Source organism: Pseudomonas sp. BP6, assembly GCF_017875935.1.
Taxonomy (GTDB): Bacteria; Pseudomonadota; Gammaproteobacteria; order Pseudomonadales; family Pseudomonadaceae; genus Aquipseudomonas; species Aquipseudomonas putida_Y.
The window spans coordinates 3,809,184-3,825,632 of the sequence record NZ_JAGINI010000001.1; the positions used below are offsets into that span (position 1 = coordinate 3,809,184).

Sequence of the window (16,449 nt, forward strand, 5' to 3'; positions counted from 1 at the left end):
CCTTGGCTGTCAGGGTTGCAGCTCGCGCACTGGTCGCACCTCGACACTGCCGACCCGCGCGGCAGGGATGCCCTTGGCGATATTCAGCGCTTCGTTGAGGTCGCGGGCCTCCACCAGGTAAAAGCCGGCCAGTTGCTCCTTGGTTTCGGCAAACGGGCCGTCGGTCAGGCTCATGTGCCCGTTACGCATGCGCACCGTGGTGGCAGTCTGCACCGACTTCAGCGCCTCGGCCGCGAGCATTCGCCCGGAACCGTGAATGGCTTCGGCGTAAGCCAGGCACTCGGCGTCTGCCGGGCTGTCGGGCAGGCTGTGCAACAGCCCCTCGTCACAATAGACCAGGCACAGGTATTTCATGGTCGCCTCCAGGGCATTGGCAAAGTGCGTTTGGCGATAACGGCTCAGGGCTTGAGATCGAACAGGGCTTTTTGCGTTTCCATGTCGAAAGGCGCCGACCAGTGTTCGTGGATTACCTGCCACTGGCCGCCTTGACGACGATAGCCCACCGTGGCGCGCATGAAGCCGCACTGGCTTTCGTCGTCGCCTGGGCCGCAGTGGTTCAGCCAATGGGCCAGGGCCAGATCGCCAGCGGCGTGCACGGTAAGTTCGGCAAGTTCGAAGACCATGGGACCAGTGCACATGCCCATGCACATTTCCCAGTGCGCCGTGTAGGCGGACTTGCCTTTGAATTGCAGGGCCTGGATGGCATCGAAGGCGACGATATCGTCGGCGTAGGGGGCGATGATGCCCGGGATGTCGCGATCGCGCACGGCTTGCATCCAGCGCTCGATCAATTGGCGGATTTCGGATTCGGCTGCGGTGCTCATCGGGGGTTCCTCCGACAGATCATAGGGGGTGCGGCACGGTGTGACGCGTGCCTTCAGCTATGGTCGAACGGGAAACGGAGGATTCGACAGGCGGAGAAATTATCTGTATTGGCGGTGCACCTGGGAGGTCGCATCAAGGCCAGCAAGTGCCCGCCACGGCGTTTTCAGCGCCTGCGGCGGGCACAACCAGTCAACCCTGCTGGCAACCTTCACCCATGGCCCGGTACTGAATGGTGTGCACCTGGCCCTGGTGGTCTTCATAGGTCATGGTCGCAGGTACCACTTCGCAGACGTTGGGTATGGTCGACAGGTTGATCACCCGCTTGATGTCCAGGTTCATCGAGTAGTCGTACTGCTGAGCCACAGGCTCGCTGGAGACGGGTTTGGCCTCATCGGCGAGGGCGAACGAGGACATACCGACCAATGCAAGAATCAGTAATGGTTTCATGTGGTTTTGCCTTTTGAGCGTTCAAGCTGATCGATTGACTTCTATTGCCGTATCCGGCGCGGAGAAGTTGTCATCTATGGTCTAGATGGCACGAAGTACCGATCCCGCTTCGTACTGCCAGGGGGGATGAACAAAATTCTACTCCCGGCCAGCAATAGTTGAACCCCGGAGTCGGATATTCACCCTTGCCGGTTTTGCAACAATCTGCGACAAAGTGGCCGCAAATCATCAGGCCAGAGCCCCTGGCCACGTTTCAGGGTAGGACTCACCATTTCTGACCAATTGTCCTGTTCGAAGCTATCGGACACAGAACGCCGTTTGCTGGACCACTTCTACCGCCAGCACAGCTCACGCATGCGCGCTGCAAGCGACGCCGAACTGTGGGTAGCACGGGCCCCTGGCATCATCGCCGGGCTGAGCTTGAGTGCGGTGAGTGAGGGGTTCTGGCTGACCGGCCTGTTCGTCGACCCGCAGCGACGCAGCCAAGGGGTGGCCGCGCGGTTGGTCGAGACAGCGCTGGCGCAAGTTGGCGGGCCTGTCTGGCTGTTCTGTCATCCCGAGCTGACGCCCTTCTACCAGCGCCTGGGCTTCGACCTGGCCCAACAGCTGCCAGAAGCCCTGGCCAGCCGCCTGCTACGCTATCAGCGCAGCAAACGCCTGGTAGCCCTGCAGAGAGGTCAGTCGTCGCTGACCTCGAGCCCAGGGAACAGCACCTCGGTGTAGCCGAACCTGGCAAAGTCCTGGATGCGCGAGGGGTACAGCCGGCCGATCAGGTGGTCGCACTCATGCTGCACCACCCGCGCATGGAAGCCATCGGCAAAGCGGTTGATCGGGTTGCCGTGGGGGTCGATGCCTTGGTAGCCGATGTGCTTGAAGCGCGGCACCACGCCGCGCAGGCCAGGCACCGACAGGCAACCCTCCCAGCCGTCCTCGACCTCGGTGGAGGTCGGAGTGATGACCGGATTCAGCAGAATGGTCTGCGGCACCGCCTCGGCCTCGGGGTATCGCTCACTGCGCTCGAAACCAAAGATCACCAACTGCAGGTCGATGCCGACCTGCGGGGCGGCCAGGCCCACACCGCCTACGTGACGCATGGTTTCGAACATGTCGTCGATCAGTTGCTGCAGTTCGGCACTGCCAAGCATGTGCTCGGGCACTGGCGGAGCGATGCGCAGCAGGCGTTCGTCGCCCATCTTGAGAATGTCACGGATCATCAGGGGTTCGGCTCGACGCTATGAGGCTTGCTCGGGTTCGGGTGCTCGTGACCCAGTACAGTCAAGGTTTCCTTGGGCTTATCTTCGTCGAAGTCTTTCTCGCCCGGATTCTTGCCTTCGGCTGACATGTGCTCGATCACCGCATTCATTTCGGCGCCGAGCAACAACACGGCAGCCGAAATATAGAAATACAGCAACAGCACGATGATTGCACCAATGCTGCCGTACATGGCGTTGTAGTCGGCAAAGGTCTTCACGTAGTAGGCAAAGCCCAGCGAGGCCACGATCCACACCACCACCGCCAGCACAGAGCCCGGGGTGATGAAGCGAAACTGTTGTTTCACGTCAGGCATCACGTAATAGATCAGGGCCACTGCCACCATCAGCAGAATGATGATCACCGGCCAGCGCAGGATGGTCCACAGTGTGACGATGAACTCCTGCATGCCGATCTGGGCGGCGATCCATTCCATCACCTGGGGGCCCAGCACCATCAGTGCTGCGGCCGCCAGTAGCATGCCAGCCAGGCCCACGGTGTAGAAAATGGAAAGCGGGATACGCTTCCACACCGGGCGACCTTCGGGCACATCGTAAGCGGCGTTCATGGCGCTCATCATCAAGCGCACGCCAGCGGAGGCGGTCCACAGGGCGATCACGATACCCACCGACAGCAGCCCACCCTTGGATTGTTGCAACTGGTCGATCACCGGATTCACCTGCTCCAGCGCCTGAGGCGGCAATACCAGTTCCGATTGCAGACGCAGCCAGGAGAAAAAGTCCGGCAAGTGCAGGAAACCGATCAGGGCAATCAGGAACAACAGGAAGGGGAACAGCGAGAACAGCGCCTGGTAGGCCAGCGCTGAGGCATAGGTGGACATCTCGTCGTCGAGGAATTCCTTGACGGTACGTACCAGCACGCGGTGCAGGGGCAAGCCGCGCAGGTCGGGGAAAATCATAGCGTCTCCTTTCGCCGCTTGATCGTTACAACAGACAAGTCTAATAGACCCTGCCCGTGCTGTGCTGCTCCCGGCCATGGTTGAAGGCTTTGCTTACATATAGTCCCGGCCTCTTCGCGTATCACCCGGAAGAGGCCGGCACAGGCCGCCTCAAGTCAAGGCTTCTTCACCGCATCCTTCACATTGCCCTTGACCTGTTGCGCCTCGCCTTTGAGCTCCTGCGCCTTGCCTTCGGCCCGCAGCTTGTCGTTGTCGGTCACCTTGCCAACACCCTGTTTCACGTTGCCGATCGCTTCGTTGGCCAAGCCTTTCGCTTTGTCTTTAGTACCGCTCATGGCAAAACTCCTGCAAATGGAGACACGTGAACCGTGTCGACATTAGGTGGACCCAACGCCTTCGCCAGGAGTTTCAACGGATTTCCCGCTCAGAAGCCGGACGGTAAGACTACGGGCGAATACCGCACAAGCCGGTGAAGAGGTCCGCACAGGCACCGCAAGTTACAAACCTTGCCCCGCCCCGTGCCACCCCTCACAATGCAGGCCTTCATAGCGTCAACCCGCAGGAACCTGCATGAAACTCGACAAACCCGCCGCCATCGCCCGGCGCAACGAAGCACTGGCCCGCCCGGTGCTGACCAGCAGCAATACGCTGTTCGCCATCCTGGACAACAAACGCAACCTGTGGTGGTTCGAAGTGCCAGTGGCACTGCTGGGCAAAGGCCAGGCCGACTGGGTCAACCTGCTGCTGCACACGCCAGAAAGCGATGAGCTGCAGCACCTGAAGGTGCCCACCAACTTCCTCAAGGCCCACCTGGAGCAGATGGAAGTGCGCAAGCCTGGCAAGCGCCGCTCCACCATCAGCCTGGCCCTCAGCGCCGACCGTGACTCGCTGCTGCGCGACACCCGTCCGGGTGGCGAGCAGTTGGACTTCCGTAACTTCGTACAGGCGTAACGCGGTCAGGCTTTCTCGATACGATCGTCATGGATGACGATCAGGCCCTGCTTGAACAACCCGCCAATGGCCTTCTTGAAGTTGCCCTTGCTGACGTTGAACAGCTTGCTGATCAGCGCAGGGTCACTCTTGTCGCACACACCCAACACCCCGCCCTCTGCTTCCAGGCGCGCCATGATCTGCTCTTGAAGGGTGTCCGCCAGGGCAGCGCCTACCGGCTGCAGGCTCAGTGAAATCTTGCCGTCCTGCCGCACTTCCTTGATGAAGCCTTTCTCGTGCATGCCCGAGCGCAAGAACTTGAACACTTCGTTCTTGTGGATCAGGCCCCAGTGGCGGTTGTTGATGATGGCCTTGAAGCCCATCGGCGTTTCGCCGGCCACCAGCAGCTCGACCGGCTGACCAACCTTGTAGTCGGCCGGGGTGACATCGAGGTAGCGGTCCAGGCGCGAGGTGGCAGTGATACGGCGGGTGCGCTTGTCGAGGTACACGTGCACCACGCAGTAATCGCCAATCTTCAGCGGCCGTGCCTCTTCCGAGTACGGCATCAGCAAGTCCTTGGACAGGCCCCAGTCCAGGAAGATACCGGCACCGTTGATGTCCTTGACCTTGAGGCTGGCAAACTCGCCAACCTGCACCTTGGGCTTCTCGGTGGTGGCGATCAGCTGGTCTTCGCTGTCCAGGTAGATGAACACGTTCAACCAGTCATCGACCTCGGTCTCGGCGTTTTTCGGGATATAGCGCCCGGGCAGCAGGATCTCGCCATCGGCGCCGCCGTCCAGGTACAGACCGAAGTCCACGTGTTTCACGATTTGCAAACTGTTGTAACGCCCAAGCAGAGCCATTTCCGATGATCCTCAAGACAAGGCGACTATTCTACACCTGAAGCCACCACATGGCCCGACCACTCATGCAGTGGAACCGCCAGCCCGCACTTGCATCTACCTTCTGGCCAGCCTGAGGAAGGAACAGCACATGCCGCTACGCCTGCCCAAAGCCCTGCTTATCGCCATCGGCTTGGCCTTGGCCTTGGCCGCCTGCAGCCGCATCGACCTGGCCTATCGCAACCTCGACCGCCTGGTGCCGTGGTCGCTGAGTGACTACCTGGACATGAACCGCGAGCAGAGGGCGCTGCTGGATGATCGGTTGCGCGAGCACCTGGCCTGGCATTGCAAGACTCAACTGCCCGGCTACCTCGACTGGCTCGACCGGCTACGTGGCCTGGTCGCCGCCGGCCAGCTAACCGACCGGGCCCTCCAGCAAACCACCCACGACGTGCGTGAAGCGATTGGTCGGGTGACCGAGGAAATCACCCCTTCGGCCACCGAACTGCTGCGTGGCATGAGCGACGACCAGGTAGCAAAAATGCGTGAAGCTTTCCGCGAAGACATCAGTGAGCGGCAGAAGCAGTATGTGGATACGCCCTTGCCGAAGCAGATTGCCCGCCGTAGCGAGCGCATGGAAAAACGCCTGGCACCCTGGTTTGGCGAGTTGACTGCGGTACAGAAGCAACGCATCCAGACCTGGTCTCAAGCGCTGGGTGACCAGAACCGTGAATGGATCGCCAACCGCGCCCACTGGCAGCAGCAATTGCTGTTGGCGATGAACCAGCGCAACGACTCCAGCTTCGAGCCGCGCCTGGCGACCTTGTTGCAGCGCAAGGAAAGTTTGTGGACACCCGAGTACCGGGCGGCGTATCGGAATACCGAGCGCCAGGCGCGCAGCCTGCTGGTTGACCTGGTGCAGCAAAGCACTCCGCAGCAGCGGCGGTTCCTGCAGGAACGGTTGGGCAAGGTGCGCACCCATTTGAGCGATATGAAGTGTTTGAAGGGCTGACAGCCCTGTTCGACCTGATTCACCGGGCCTTGCGCCGATACGGAAACACATCGATCACTTTCCCTTCACGTATCGCCGCCTGCAGCCCCTTCCAGTAATCCGCGTCATACAGTTCCCCATGCAAGCGGCTGAACAACCGCCGCTGGCCCATATCGGCAAACAGAAACGGCGGAAACTCTTCGGGGAACACATCATGCGGCCCGATCGAGTACCACGGCTCGCCCGACATTTCGTCCTCCGGGTAACGCGGTGGCGGGATGTGGCGGAAATTCACCTCGGTCAGGAAGCTGATTTCGTCATAGTCGTAGAACACGACCCGGCCATGGCGGGTCACGCCAAAGTTCTTCAGCAGCATGTCGCCGGGGAAGATATTCGCCGCCGCCAGTTGCTTGATGGCCAGGCCGTAGTCCTCCAGTGCCTCCAGCACCTGGCCCTCGGTGGCCTGCTCCAGGTACAGGTTCAACGGCGTCATGCGCCGCTCGGTCCAACAGTGGCGGATCAGCACCGTATCGCCCTCCAGCGCCACCGTCGACGGTGCCACCTCCAGCAACTCGGCCAGGCAATCCGGCTCGAACTTGCTGCGCGGAAAGCGAAAATCGGCAAACTCCTGGGTGTCGGCCATACGGCCCACCCGGTCGACGCTTTTCACCAGCCGGTACTTGTCGATCACCGTGGCGCGGTCCACGGTTTTCGATGGCGAAAAGCGGTCCTTGATGATCTTGAACACCGTATTGAAGCCAGGCAAGGTGAATACACTCATGACCATGCCCCGTACCCCTGGCGCCATGACAAAGCGGTCATCACTGCTGGCCAGGTGGTTGATCAGCGCGCGGTAGAACTCCGACTTGCCCTGCTTGTAGAACCCGATCGAGGTGTATAGCTCGGCAATGTGCTTGCCTGGGAGGATGCGCTTGAGGAAATTGACGAACTCGGCCGGCACCGGTACATCGGCCATGAAGTAAGAGCGGGTGAACGAAAAGATGATCGACACCTCGGCCTCGTCGGTGATCAATGCATCGGCCTCGATGCCGTGGCCTTCGCGGTGCAGCAAGGGAATCACCAACGGCCACTGCTCATCGCTGTTGTACAGGCGGCCAACCAGATAGGCCCCCTTGTTGCGGTAAAGCACGGGTACAAACAGCTCCAAGGCCAGCGCCGGGTCCTTGCACACCCAGTCGGGCAGGCATTCACGCAATTGTTCTTCCAGCCGCGTCAGGTCGCCTTCCAGGTCGCCATACGGCATGTCGAACGGGTAATCGGCGAACACCGCACGCAGCAAGTTCCTGAGACTGCCGTCAAGCCGATAGGTACGTGTTTGCGCGGCGCGCTCACGGCCGCGCATGGAAGGCCGGGTGGTGTGGATGAACATGCAGCCGTCGCTGATCTGGTCATGGCTGAACAGGCTGCAGAACAGCGAGTTGTACCAGGTCTCTGCCAGCTCGTCGTCCAGGCGGGGGTCAATCAGGTGGATATAGGCGTTTTTCACCAGCGGCCACTGCTCCACGTCCAGCAGCACCTCCGTGGCAAAGGCCTGGCGCAGCCAGCCGTTGACTTCAGCGACTTTCTCTTCATAGAGATTGATGCGGGCGGCGGCGGCCTGCTGGATATCCTGCCAGCGCGCCTGCTCGAAGCGCTTGCGGGCTCCGAGAGTGATGCGCTGGAAATGATCGCGGTAGTCGTCGAAGCCGGCGAGGATCATCCGGGCGATTTCGACAGCGGGCCAGGGCTGGGACATGCGTGGGGCCTCGGAGCAGGGATTGAGTACAGAGCTTAGCCGCCCTTGGGTGCATGGGTTACTGCCATTGAAGGCCCGAGCTGGCGTAGTTACAGCAGCGTTGTCCAACGCCCGCAGCCCGAGAGGAATTACACAGCAAGAAAGCACAAGAATCCCCCCGCCCCCTGGCGTACACTCGCGCCCCTGCCTTGCCTTCGGAGACCGTTGTGAGCCCCATCGCCCTAGCCCGCCTGCTGACCCTTGCCGCCGTCTGGGGAGCGAGTTTCCTGTTCATGCGCATCATCGCTCCCGAACTGGGCACGGTGCCGACCGCGTTCTTCCGGGTCTCCATCGCCTGTCTGGGCCTGATCGTGCTACTCGCCGCCGCCCGCGTGCGCTGGGACTTCCAGGGCAAGCTCGGCGCGTGCCTGGTGCTGGGCATGATCAACTCCGGCATCCCCGCCACCTTCTACTCGGTGGCGGCCCAGGTGCTGCCTGCCGGCTATTCGGCGATCTTCAACGCCACCACCCCGTTGATGGGCGTGCTGGTCGGCGTACTGTTCTTCCGCGAGCCAATGACCCTGGCCAAACTCTGCGGCATCTTCCTTGGCCTGTTCGGCGTCGGCATTCTCAGCGGTGCCGGCCCGGTGGCGCTGGACATGGCCCTGCTGCAAGGCGCCCTCGCCTGCCTGGCGGCCACCACCTGCTACGGCTTTGCCGGGTTCCTCGCCCGCCGCTGGGTCAGCGGCCTGGACAGCCGTCTTTCCGCGCTGGGCAGCATGCTCGGCGCCACGCTGATGCTGACCCCGCTGTTCGGCTGGAGCGCACTCACCCAACCGCCCGCCAGCTGGGGGGGCTGGGAGGTGTGGTTGTCGTTGCTGGGGCTGGGGCTGCTATGCACCGCCTTTGCCTACATCCTGTACTTCCGCCTGCTGGCCGAGATCGGACCGGTCAAAGCCAGCACCGTGACCTTCCTGATCCCGGTGTTCGGTGTATTGTGGGGGGCATGGCTGCTGAACGAGCCGTTGTCGATGGCGCATCTTTACGGCGGCCTGCTGATTGGCCTGGCCTTGTGGCTGGTGCTGCGCCCAGCGCGCCGCTGAAGCGGGGTACTGCATGAACAGCGCGTACAAGAAGGTCCTGTTCCGCCTGGAACAGGACGAGAACGGCTACCCACCGGCCTCGGTCGAGGGCCTGTGGGCCAAGGCCGTGGAAGGCGGCTATGCCATCGACAACATACCCTTCCATGTCTACGGCATCGCCCCAGGCGATGTGATCGACACCCGTGAAGAAGAAGGCGAAACCTGGTTCGCAGAACTGCGCCACAGCAGCGGCAGCTCGGTGTTCCGGGTGGTCGTCAAACCACCGGAAACCCTCGACCAGGTGCGCGCGGCATTGCTGGATTTCGGCTGTGCCTGTGAAACCGAGCAAGCAGTGAAGATGTTGGCTGTCGAGGTCCCGCCGCAACGCTCGCTCGACACCCTGCTCTACTACCTGCTCACCCAGCGCGAAGCCGGCCTGCTGGACTTCGAGGAAGGCGTGTTGCGCCACGCCATCCCCGAAGAATTCCGCTAGGGCCTACGCTTCCGCCAGGCGCGCCGCGGGCTTGCGAAACACGAACAGCAGCCCAACAACGATCAGCCCCATGCCCAGCAAGCTTAGCGGCGCCAGGCGATTACCGAAGATCAGCAAGTCCATCACTGCAGTCACTGCCGGCACCAGGTAAAACAGGCTGGTGACATTGACCAGGTTGCCCTTGGCGATCAGCCGGTACAGCAGCAAGGTTGCCAGCAGCGAGACCACCAGGCCCATCCACAGCAGCGCACCGACGAAGCTGCCGGTCCACTCGACATGGAGCGGTTGCAAAGGTGCGAACAGCGCGCACATGGCAAAGCCGGCCAGGTACTGCAGCGGCAGTGTGCCCATGGGGTTGTCGGTAATGCGCTTCTGCAGGATCGAGCCAAAGGTCATGCTGACCAGCGCCAGCAGGGCGAACAGCATCCCCGCCAGCGATACCCCGCCCAGGTTGATGCCCTGGTAGACCACCATGATCAAGCCGCCCAACCCCAAACCCAGGCCGAACAAACGGCTCCAGGAACGCTGGCGTTCCATCAGCACCACGGTGAGGATCGGTTGGACGCCCATCACCGTGGCCATGACACCAGGGGTGACATGGGTATCAAGCGCCAACAGATAGAAGATCTGATAGGCACCGAGCAGCACACACCCGGTACCCAGGGCGCGCAGAATGCTCCCGCGAGTACGCGGCCAGCGCAACCCTAGCAACGGGCCGATCAGCAACAGGCCAGCCAGTGCCAGCGCCGAGCGCAACAGCAGAAAGGCGAACGGGCTGGCATGCGCCAGGCCAAGTTTGGAGACGATCGCCCCGCTGCTCCACAGCAGGACGAACAGGCAGGTAGTGGCCGCCGAGGCCACGGACGTTTTGGTAAAGACAGACATGAATTGCCACCTGATAGTAGGCAGATAAGCCAAACGGACGGCGTGCGCTTCGACGTAAGAAGTGGCCGACCGTGTTCAGTAGGTTGCGCGTGCGAAGGGTTGCGGCACGAAGCCGATCAGCCCAGCACAACCACGCAATGAGGCGGAGCTACGCCGCCTACGACGCCACTGACAGGTGGTGGGGAGTGACAGATCATGACCGGCTGCTGGCTACCACGCACGACCATGCCCGCGACTGGCGCGATGGCAAAGCGTGTGGTGGAAGGAATGGCAGGCATGACAGCGGTCTTTGAAGAAGTGAATGTTCTGGAATATAGCGAGTGATTCTTCGCGGCACAAGCCTGCTTTCACAGGTTCTGCTCATCCTTCAAGGAGGGTGATGCACTTGTGGAAGCGGGCTTGGCCCCGCGAAGAGGCCCGAACAGACTACAAAAAATCAGAACAACCAGCGATACAGCAGATACGCCACCACCGCCGCCAGTACCGGCCGTAGCACGCGGTAAGCCTTGGGGTTGGCGCGCTTGAACTGCTTCACATGGCTGCTGATCCTGTTGCTGAAGCGCTTGCTCCAGGCGTACGCCTGGTTGATCCCGCCCACGCGCTCTTCGTCAGTGTTCTGCGGCGCGGTGGCGCGGCCGAGGAAGGCACTGACCTTACGGTTGATGCGCGTCATCAGCGGGCTACTCAGCGGGCGCTCGATGTCGCAGAACAGGATCACGCGGGTTACGTCGGTTTCGTTCTTGACCCAGTGCACGTAGGTTTCGTCGAACATCACGTCTTCGCCATCACGCCAGGCGTACTGCTCACCGTCCACGTAGATGCGGCATGCGTCGGAGTTCGGCGTGGACAACCCCAGGTGGTAGCGCAGCGAGCCTGCGAACGGGTCACGGTGCGGGTTCAGGTGGCTGCCGCCGGGCAGCAGGGCAAACATTGCGCCCTTGACATTGGGGATGCTGCTGACCAGCTCGACGGTGCGCGGGCACAGGGTTTGCGCCGAAGGCAGCGGTTTGTCGTACCACTTCAGGTAAAAGCGCTTCCAGCCCTTCTTGAAGAACGAACCAAAGCCGGCGTCGTTATCCTTCTCGGCGGCACGGATATAGCCTTCGTCGAACAGGCGCATGGCCTCTTCGCGGATTTCCTGCCAGTTGTCCTTCAGCACGTCCAGCTCCGGGAAGCGCTGACGGTCCAGATAGGGCTTGGACGGCACGCCGGAAAACAGGTACATCAACGCGTTGTAGGGGGCGAACAGCGCCGAATGGTTGACGAACTGGCGCAACACCGGCAGGCGGGCCTTGCCGCGCAGGTGCACGAACAGCACGCTGCCGAAAAACACCAGCAAGACACCCGCCTTGGCTGCAAAGGAAAAGGTCATGCTTTCACTCCTTGGGGAAGAGCCAGGGCTGCGCTGCCTGCTCTCCAGAAAATCATCCTGCCATCATAAACCGATCCCGCCGCGGTAAAAACAACCCGGGCGGGATCGCATTCATGAAGATTCTGCAATAAACCCGGCCGCCGATTGTTGCGCCGGGTCAGCGGCAAGGCCGGTTACTGTTGGTTTTCCTGCTCGCTGAACATGTCGCTGAACAGCATGCTCGACAAATATCGCTCGCCCGAATCGGGCAGGATTACGACGATGGTCTTACCCTGCATTTCCGGTTTCTCGGCCAGGCGCACCGCCGCCGCCATTGCCGCACCGCAGGAAATACCACAAAGGATGCCCTCTTCCTGCATCAGGCGAATAGCCATGGCCTTGGCCGCTTCGTCGGTCACCGTCTCCACTTGGTCGACGATCGAAAGGTCGAGGTTTTTCGGCACGAAGCCGGCGCCGATACCCTGGATTTTGTGCGGGCTTGGCTTGAGCTCTTCGCCGGCCAGGGTCTGGCTGATCAGTGGCGATGCCACGGGTTCCACTGCCACCGAAATGATGGCCTTGCCTTGGGTATGCTTGATGTAACGCGACACGCCGGTGATGGTGCCGCCAGTGCCCACGCCCGCCACCAGCACGTCGATGGCGCCGTCAGTGTCGCTCCAGATCTCCGGGCCGGTGGTTTTTTCATGAATGGCCGGGTTGGCCGGGTTTTCGAACTGGCCCGGCAGGAAGTACTGGTCCGGCGCGGAGGCGACGATTTCGTTGGCCTTCTCGATGGCGCCCTTCATGCCCTTGGCCGGATCGGTCAGCACCAGCTCGGCGCCCAGTGCCTTCAGCACCTTGCGGCGCTCCAGGCTCATCGAGGCGGGCATGGTCAGTATCAGTTTGTAGCCGCGGGCGGCGGCGACGAAGGCCAGGCCGATACCGGTGTTGCCCGAGGTGGGCTCGACGATGGTCATGCCCGGTTTGAGCTTGCCGCTGCTCTCGGCGTCCCAGACCATGTTCGCGCCAATGCGGCATTTGACCGAATACCCCGGGTTGCGCCCTTCGATCTTGGCGAGGATGGTCACGCCGCGTGGGGCGATGCGGTTGATCTGCACCAGCGGCGTGTTACCGATGGAGTGGGCATTGTCTGCAAAGATACGGCTCATGGCAGGGGTCCTTGGCATGAAAAAGCAGGGAAATGCCTCAAGGGTAAGCCTGCGGCAGTGGCCCGTAAAGCCTGTTCGAACTCAGCTGGGCACGTTGCGGTCAACCGCACATCCCGCCTTGGAGACCGCCTCATGAAAGCCCGCTATCGCTGGCCGCTGGTCGGCCTGGCCAGCCTGACCGTGCTGCTGGTGGCGCTGCACCTGGCCCTGCCCTACCTGGTGCGCGACTACCTCAACGACAAGCTGGCCGACATGGGTGACTACCGCGGCCAGGTGGCCGATGTGGACCTGGCCTGGTGGCGCGGTGCGTATCAGATCAATGGGCTGAAGGTCGTCAAGACCACCGGCAAGGTGCCAGTACCGCTTCTCGACGCCCCACTGATCGACCTTTCGGTGAGCTGGCGCTCGTTGTGGTACGACAAGGCAGTGGTGGCCGAGGTGACCTTCGTGCGCCCCGAGCTGAATTTTGTCGACGGTGGTAGCAAACAGGCATCGCAGACCGGCCAAGGTACCGACTGGCGCCAACAGCTGGAAAAACTCCTGCCCATCACCCTCAACGAAGTGCGTATCGACAACGGCGTGCTGACGTTCCGTAACTTCAATTCCAAACCACCGGTCGACCTCAAGGCCACCCGGTTGAATGCCAGCATCCACAACTTGACCAATGTGCGCGACCAGAAAGGCCGTCGCGATGCCAGTTTCGAAGGTACGGCGCTCATCGCGGGTGATGCGAAGGTAGAAAGCCGTGCCACCTTCGACCCGTTCAGTGATTTCGATGACTTCGAATTCAGGCTTCGCGCCACCGGCATCGAGCTGCGCAAACTGAATGACTTTGCCAGCGCCTACGGCAAATTCGACTTCAATGCCGGGCACGGTGACGTGGTCATCGAGGCCCAGGCAGAAAACGGCCGGCTGAACGGCTATATAAAACCGTTGCTGCGCGATGTCGACGTGTTCGACTGGCAACAGGACGTCGAGGAAAAGGACAAGGGCTTCTTCCGCTCGGTGTGGGAGGCCCTGGTGGGGGCGACCGAGACGGTGCTGAAAAACCAGCCGAAAAACCAGTTCGCCACCCGGGTGGAACTCAGCGGCAGTGTGCGCCAACAGGATATCAGTGCCTTCGAGGCGTTCTTGCAGATCCTGCGCAACGGGTTTATCCAGGCGTTCAATGCACGCTACGAGCAGCCAGCGCCGAAGTCTGACTGAGAGAACGTGACGGGGCATTCAGGGACTGAATGCCCGGTCTGCGTTTGCAGCCGCCTGGCCCCGCGTTATAGTCGGAAACAAATCCAGATTATGTGCTGCCTGTTCGGGCCTCTTCGCGGGTAAACCCGCTCCTACAACCCCGTAGGAGCGGGTTTACCCGCGAGGAGGCCCGCAAAGCCCTGAATAGAGGACACCCCCCCATGAAGTTCGAAGGCACCCGCGACTACGTCGCCACAGACGACCTGAAACTGGCGGTAAACGCGGCCATTACCCTCGAACGCCCGCTGTTGGTCAAGGGCGAACCAGGCACCGGCAAAACCATGCTCGCCGAGCAGCTGGCAGCCTCGTTCGGTGCGCGCCTGATCACCTGGCACATCAAGTCCACCACCAAGGCCCACCAGGGGCTGTACGAGTACGACGCAGTCAGCCGCCTGCGTGATTCGCAGCTGGGCGTGGACAAGGTGCACGATGTGCGCAACTACCTGAAAAAGGGCAAACTCTGGGAGGCCTTCGAGGCCGACGAGCGGGTCATCCTGCTGATCGACGAAATCGACAAGGCCGATATCGAATTCCCCAACGACCTGCTGCAAGAACTCGACAAGATGGAGTTCTACGTCTATGAAATCGACGAGACCATCAAGGCCAGACAGCGTCCGATCATCATCATTACCTCGAACAACGAAAAAGAGCTGCCGGATGCCTTCCTGCGCCGCTGCTTCTTCCACTACATCGCCTTCCCCGACCGCACTACCCTGCAGCAGATTGTCGACGTGCACTACCCGAACATCAGCCAGTCGCTGGTCAGCGAGGCGCTGGATGTGTTCTTCGATGTGCGCAAGGTGCCGGGCCTGAAGAAAAAGCCGTCCACCTCCGAGCTGGTCGACTGGCTCAAGCTGCTGATGGCCGACAACATCGGTGAAGCGGTGCTGCGCGAACGCGACCCGACCAAGGCCATCCCACCGCTGGCCGGTGCGCTGGTGAAAAACGAGCAGGATGTACAACTGCTCGAGCGCCTGGCCTTCATGAGCCGGCGCGGCAACCGCTGACAGGAGCAGGGCCATGCTGCTCAATCTGTTCAATGAGATGCGTGCGGCCAAGGTGCCGGTTTCGGTGCGTGAGCTGCTCGACCTGCACCAGGCTTTGCAAAAGCGCGTGGTGTTTGCCGACATGGACGAGTTCTACTACCTCGCCCGCGCCATCCTGGTGAAGGACGAACGCCACTTCGACAAGTTCGACCGTGCCTTCGCCGCCTATTTCAAGGGCCTGGAAAACCTCGACCGGCACATCGAGGCGCTGATTCCTGAAGACTGGCTGCGCAAAGAGTTCGAGCGCTCGCTGACTGACGAAGAGCGCGCGCAGATCCAGTCGCTGGGCGGCCTGGACAAGCTTATCGAGGCATTCAAGAAACGCCTCGAAGAGCAAAAGGAGCGCCACGCTGGCGGCAACAAGTGGATTGGTACCGGCGGTACCAGCCCATTCGGCTCGGGCGGCTTCAATCCCGAGGGCATCCGCGTCGGTGACGCCGGCAAGCGTCAGGGCAAGGCGGTAAAAGTCTGGGACCAACGCGAGTACAAGAACCTCGACGACCAGGTCGAGCTGGGCACCCGCAACATCAAGCTGGCGCTGCGTCGGCTGCGCAAGTTCGCCCGCGAAGGCGCCGCCGAAGAGCTCGACATCGACGGCACCATCGACCACACCGCACGGGATGCCGGGTTGCTGAACATCCAGATGCGCCCTGAACGGCGCAACACCGTGAAGCTGCTGTTGCTGTTCGACATTGGCGGTTCGATGGATGCGCACGTCAAAGTCTGCGAAGAGCTGTTCTCGGCCTGCAAGACCGAGTTCAAGCACCTGGAGTATTACTACTTCCACAATTGCGTTTATGAGTCGGTGTGGAAGAACAACCTGCGCCGCACGTCCGAACGTTTTTCCACCTTCGACCTGCTGCACAAGTATGGCGATGACTACAAGGTGGTGTTCGTCGGTGACGCGGCCATGGCGCCCTACGAGATCACCCAGCCGGGTGGCAGCGTGGAGCACTGGAACGAAGAAGCCGGGTATGTGTGGATCCAGCGCTTCATGGAAAAATTCAAGAAAATCATCTGGATCAACCCTTACCCCAAGCAGGCCTGGGAATACACCGCGTCGACCCATCTGGTGCGGGACCTGATCGAGGACAAGATGTATCCGCTGACCCTGCAAGGGTTGGAGGAAGGGATGCGCTACCTGTCCAAGTGAGGTTGCCTGTACCGGCCCTTTCGCGGGCTCGCCCGCTCCCACAGGCCCCCACATTCACAACCCTCAAATGCAGTGCTATCCCTGT

Annotated in this window: 20 protein-coding genes; 9 read left to right on the forward strand and 11 right to left on the reverse strand. The window is 61.3% G+C overall.

Features of this window, described 5'->3' with window-relative positions:
• Positions 1 to 9: 9 nt before the first annotated feature.
• The 3 genes from J3A98_RS17255 to J3A98_RS17265 all read right to left on the reverse strand — a co-directional run bounded on the left by J3A98_RS17255 (position 10) and on the right by J3A98_RS17265 (position 1,272).
• Positions 10 to 354, reverse strand: coding sequence for a YciI family protein (locus J3A98_RS17255; protein ID WP_176685585.1), 345 nt, complete (start codon positions 352 to 354; stop codon positions 10 to 12).
• A gap of 44 nt (positions 355 to 398) precedes the next feature.
• Entirely contained in the window at positions 399 to 824 is a 426-nt protein-coding gene (locus J3A98_RS17260) for a nuclear transport factor 2 family protein (RefSeq protein WP_209967517.1), read from the reverse strand.
• 190 nt (positions 825 to 1,014) lie between these two features.
• Positions 1,015 to 1,272 carry a DUF2790 domain-containing protein gene (locus J3A98_RS17265; RefSeq protein ID WP_003254632.1) on the reverse strand — a complete coding sequence of 86 codons (258 nt, stop codon included), beginning with the start codon at positions 1,270 to 1,272 and terminating at the stop codon, positions 1,015 to 1,017.
• A gap of 318 nt (positions 1,273 to 1,590) precedes the next feature.
• Between J3A98_RS17265 and J3A98_RS17270 the strand changes: the two genes are divergently transcribed.
• Complete coding sequence (locus tag J3A98_RS17270) at positions 1,591 to 1,995, forward strand: GNAT family N-acetyltransferase (protein WP_209967520.1); 405 nt, start codon at positions 1,591 to 1,593, stop codon at positions 1,993 to 1,995.
• Here J3A98_RS17270 and def read toward each other — a convergent pair.
• From def to J3A98_RS17285, 3 genes are all read right to left on the reverse strand, one after another.
• Positions 1,950 to 2,486, reverse strand: coding sequence for a peptide deformylase (gene def, locus J3A98_RS17275; RefSeq protein ID WP_176685588.1), 537 nt, complete (start codon positions 2,484 to 2,486; stop codon positions 1,950 to 1,952). The two genes, J3A98_RS17270 and def, sit on opposite strands and share 46 nt — an antisense overlap.
• On the reverse strand, positions 2,486 to 3,442 hold the full coding sequence (locus J3A98_RS17280; protein ID WP_021783396.1) for a YihY/virulence factor BrkB family protein: 957 nt from the start codon (positions 3,440 to 3,442) through the stop codon (positions 2,486 to 2,488). Before J3A98_RS17280 ends, def begins: the two co-directional genes overlap by 1 nt.
• A gap of 155 nt (positions 3,443 to 3,597) precedes the next feature.
• Entirely contained in the window at positions 3,598 to 3,777 is a 180-nt protein-coding gene (locus tag J3A98_RS17285; RefSeq protein ID WP_012051514.1) for a CsbD family protein, read from the reverse strand.
• Between the two features lie 235 nt (positions 3,778 to 4,012).
• Here J3A98_RS17285 and J3A98_RS17290 point away from each other — a divergent pair, with 235 nt between their 5' ends.
• Positions 4,013 to 4,393, forward strand: coding sequence for a hypothetical protein (locus J3A98_RS17290; RefSeq protein WP_003254641.1), 381 nt, complete (start codon positions 4,013 to 4,015; stop codon positions 4,391 to 4,393).
• A gap of 5 nt (positions 4,394 to 4,398) precedes the next feature.
• Here J3A98_RS17290 and J3A98_RS17295 read toward each other — a convergent pair whose 3' ends face one another.
• Positions 4,399 to 5,235, reverse strand: a complete 837-nt coding sequence (locus J3A98_RS17295; RefSeq protein WP_010955234.1) for a S1-like domain-containing RNA-binding protein — start codon at positions 5,233 to 5,235, stop codon at positions 4,399 to 4,401.
• Between the two features lie 130 nt (positions 5,236 to 5,365).
• Between J3A98_RS17295 and J3A98_RS17300 the strand changes: the two genes are divergently transcribed.
• Positions 5,366 to 6,226, forward strand: a complete 861-nt coding sequence (locus J3A98_RS17300) for a DUF6279 family lipoprotein (protein ID WP_176685589.1) — start codon at positions 5,366 to 5,368, stop codon at positions 6,224 to 6,226.
• A gap of 19 nt (positions 6,227 to 6,245) precedes the next feature.
• Here J3A98_RS17300 and aceK read toward each other — a convergent pair whose 3' ends face one another.
• Complete coding sequence (gene aceK / locus J3A98_RS17305; RefSeq protein WP_176685590.1) at positions 6,246 to 7,961, reverse strand: bifunctional isocitrate dehydrogenase kinase/phosphatase; 1,716 nt, start codon at positions 7,959 to 7,961, stop codon at positions 6,246 to 6,248.
• 206 nt (positions 7,962 to 8,167) lie between these two features.
• On the opposite strand from aceK, the gene J3A98_RS17310 reads away from it, so the two are divergent.
• Complete coding sequence (locus J3A98_RS17310) at positions 8,168 to 9,043, forward strand: DMT family transporter (protein ID WP_176685591.1); 876 nt, start codon at positions 8,168 to 8,170, stop codon at positions 9,041 to 9,043.
• Between the two features lie 13 nt (positions 9,044 to 9,056).
• Positions 9,057 to 9,515 carry a DUF4265 domain-containing protein gene (locus tag J3A98_RS17315; protein WP_176685592.1) on the forward strand — a complete coding sequence of 153 codons (459 nt, stop codon included), beginning with the start codon at positions 9,057 to 9,059 and terminating at the stop codon, positions 9,513 to 9,515.
• 3 nt (positions 9,516 to 9,518) lie between these two features.
• Here the strand turns inward: J3A98_RS17315 and J3A98_RS17320 are convergent, their stop codons facing one another.
• Positions 9,519 to 10,400, reverse strand: a complete 882-nt coding sequence (locus J3A98_RS17320; RefSeq protein ID WP_003254651.1) for a DMT family transporter — start codon at positions 10,398 to 10,400, stop codon at positions 9,519 to 9,521.
• Positions 10,401 to 10,595: 195 nt separating this feature from the next.
• Between J3A98_RS17320 and J3A98_RS27110 the strand changes: the two genes are divergently transcribed.
• On the forward strand, positions 10,596 to 10,724 hold the full coding sequence (locus J3A98_RS27110) for a hypothetical protein (RefSeq protein ID WP_256122406.1): 129 nt from the start codon (positions 10,596 to 10,598) through the stop codon (positions 10,722 to 10,724).
• A 112-nt stretch (positions 10,725 to 10,836) separates the two neighbouring features.
• On the opposite strand, the gene J3A98_RS17325 is transcribed toward J3A98_RS27110, so the two are convergent.
• Together J3A98_RS17325 and cysK are read right to left on the reverse strand one after the other, a co-directional pair.
• Positions 10,837 to 11,772: an aspartyl/asparaginyl beta-hydroxylase domain-containing protein gene (locus J3A98_RS17325; protein ID WP_209967522.1), complete on the reverse strand. Its 936-nt coding sequence runs from the start codon at positions 11,770 to 11,772 to the stop codon at positions 10,837 to 10,839.
• Between the two features lie 173 nt (positions 11,773 to 11,945).
• Positions 11,946 to 12,920 (reverse strand): cysteine synthase A, encoded by a 975-nt coding sequence (gene cysK, locus J3A98_RS17330; RefSeq protein WP_209967523.1) that lies wholly within the window; start codon positions 12,918 to 12,920, stop codon positions 11,946 to 11,948.
• Positions 12,921 to 13,052: 132 nt separating this feature from the next.
• On the opposite strand from cysK, the gene J3A98_RS17335 reads away from it, so the two are divergent.
• From J3A98_RS17335 to J3A98_RS17345, 3 genes are all read left to right on the forward strand, one after another.
• The gene (locus tag J3A98_RS17335; RefSeq protein WP_176685596.1) at positions 13,053 to 14,126 is read left to right on the forward strand and encodes a DUF748 domain-containing protein; all 1,074 of its coding nucleotides are present in this window, start codon (positions 13,053 to 13,055) and stop codon (positions 14,124 to 14,126) included.
• Positions 14,127 to 14,326: 200 nt separating this feature from the next.
• Positions 14,327 to 15,172 (forward strand): MoxR family ATPase, encoded by an 846-nt coding sequence (locus tag J3A98_RS17340; RefSeq protein ID WP_016488585.1) that lies wholly within the window; start codon positions 14,327 to 14,329, stop codon positions 15,170 to 15,172.
• A 13-nt stretch (positions 15,173 to 15,185) separates the two neighbouring features.
• The gene (locus tag J3A98_RS17345) at positions 15,186 to 16,364 is read left to right on the forward strand and encodes a VWA domain-containing protein (RefSeq protein WP_021783384.1); all 1,179 of its coding nucleotides are present in this window, start codon (positions 15,186 to 15,188) and stop codon (positions 16,362 to 16,364) included.
• Positions 16,365 to 16,449 lie beyond the last annotated feature (85 nt).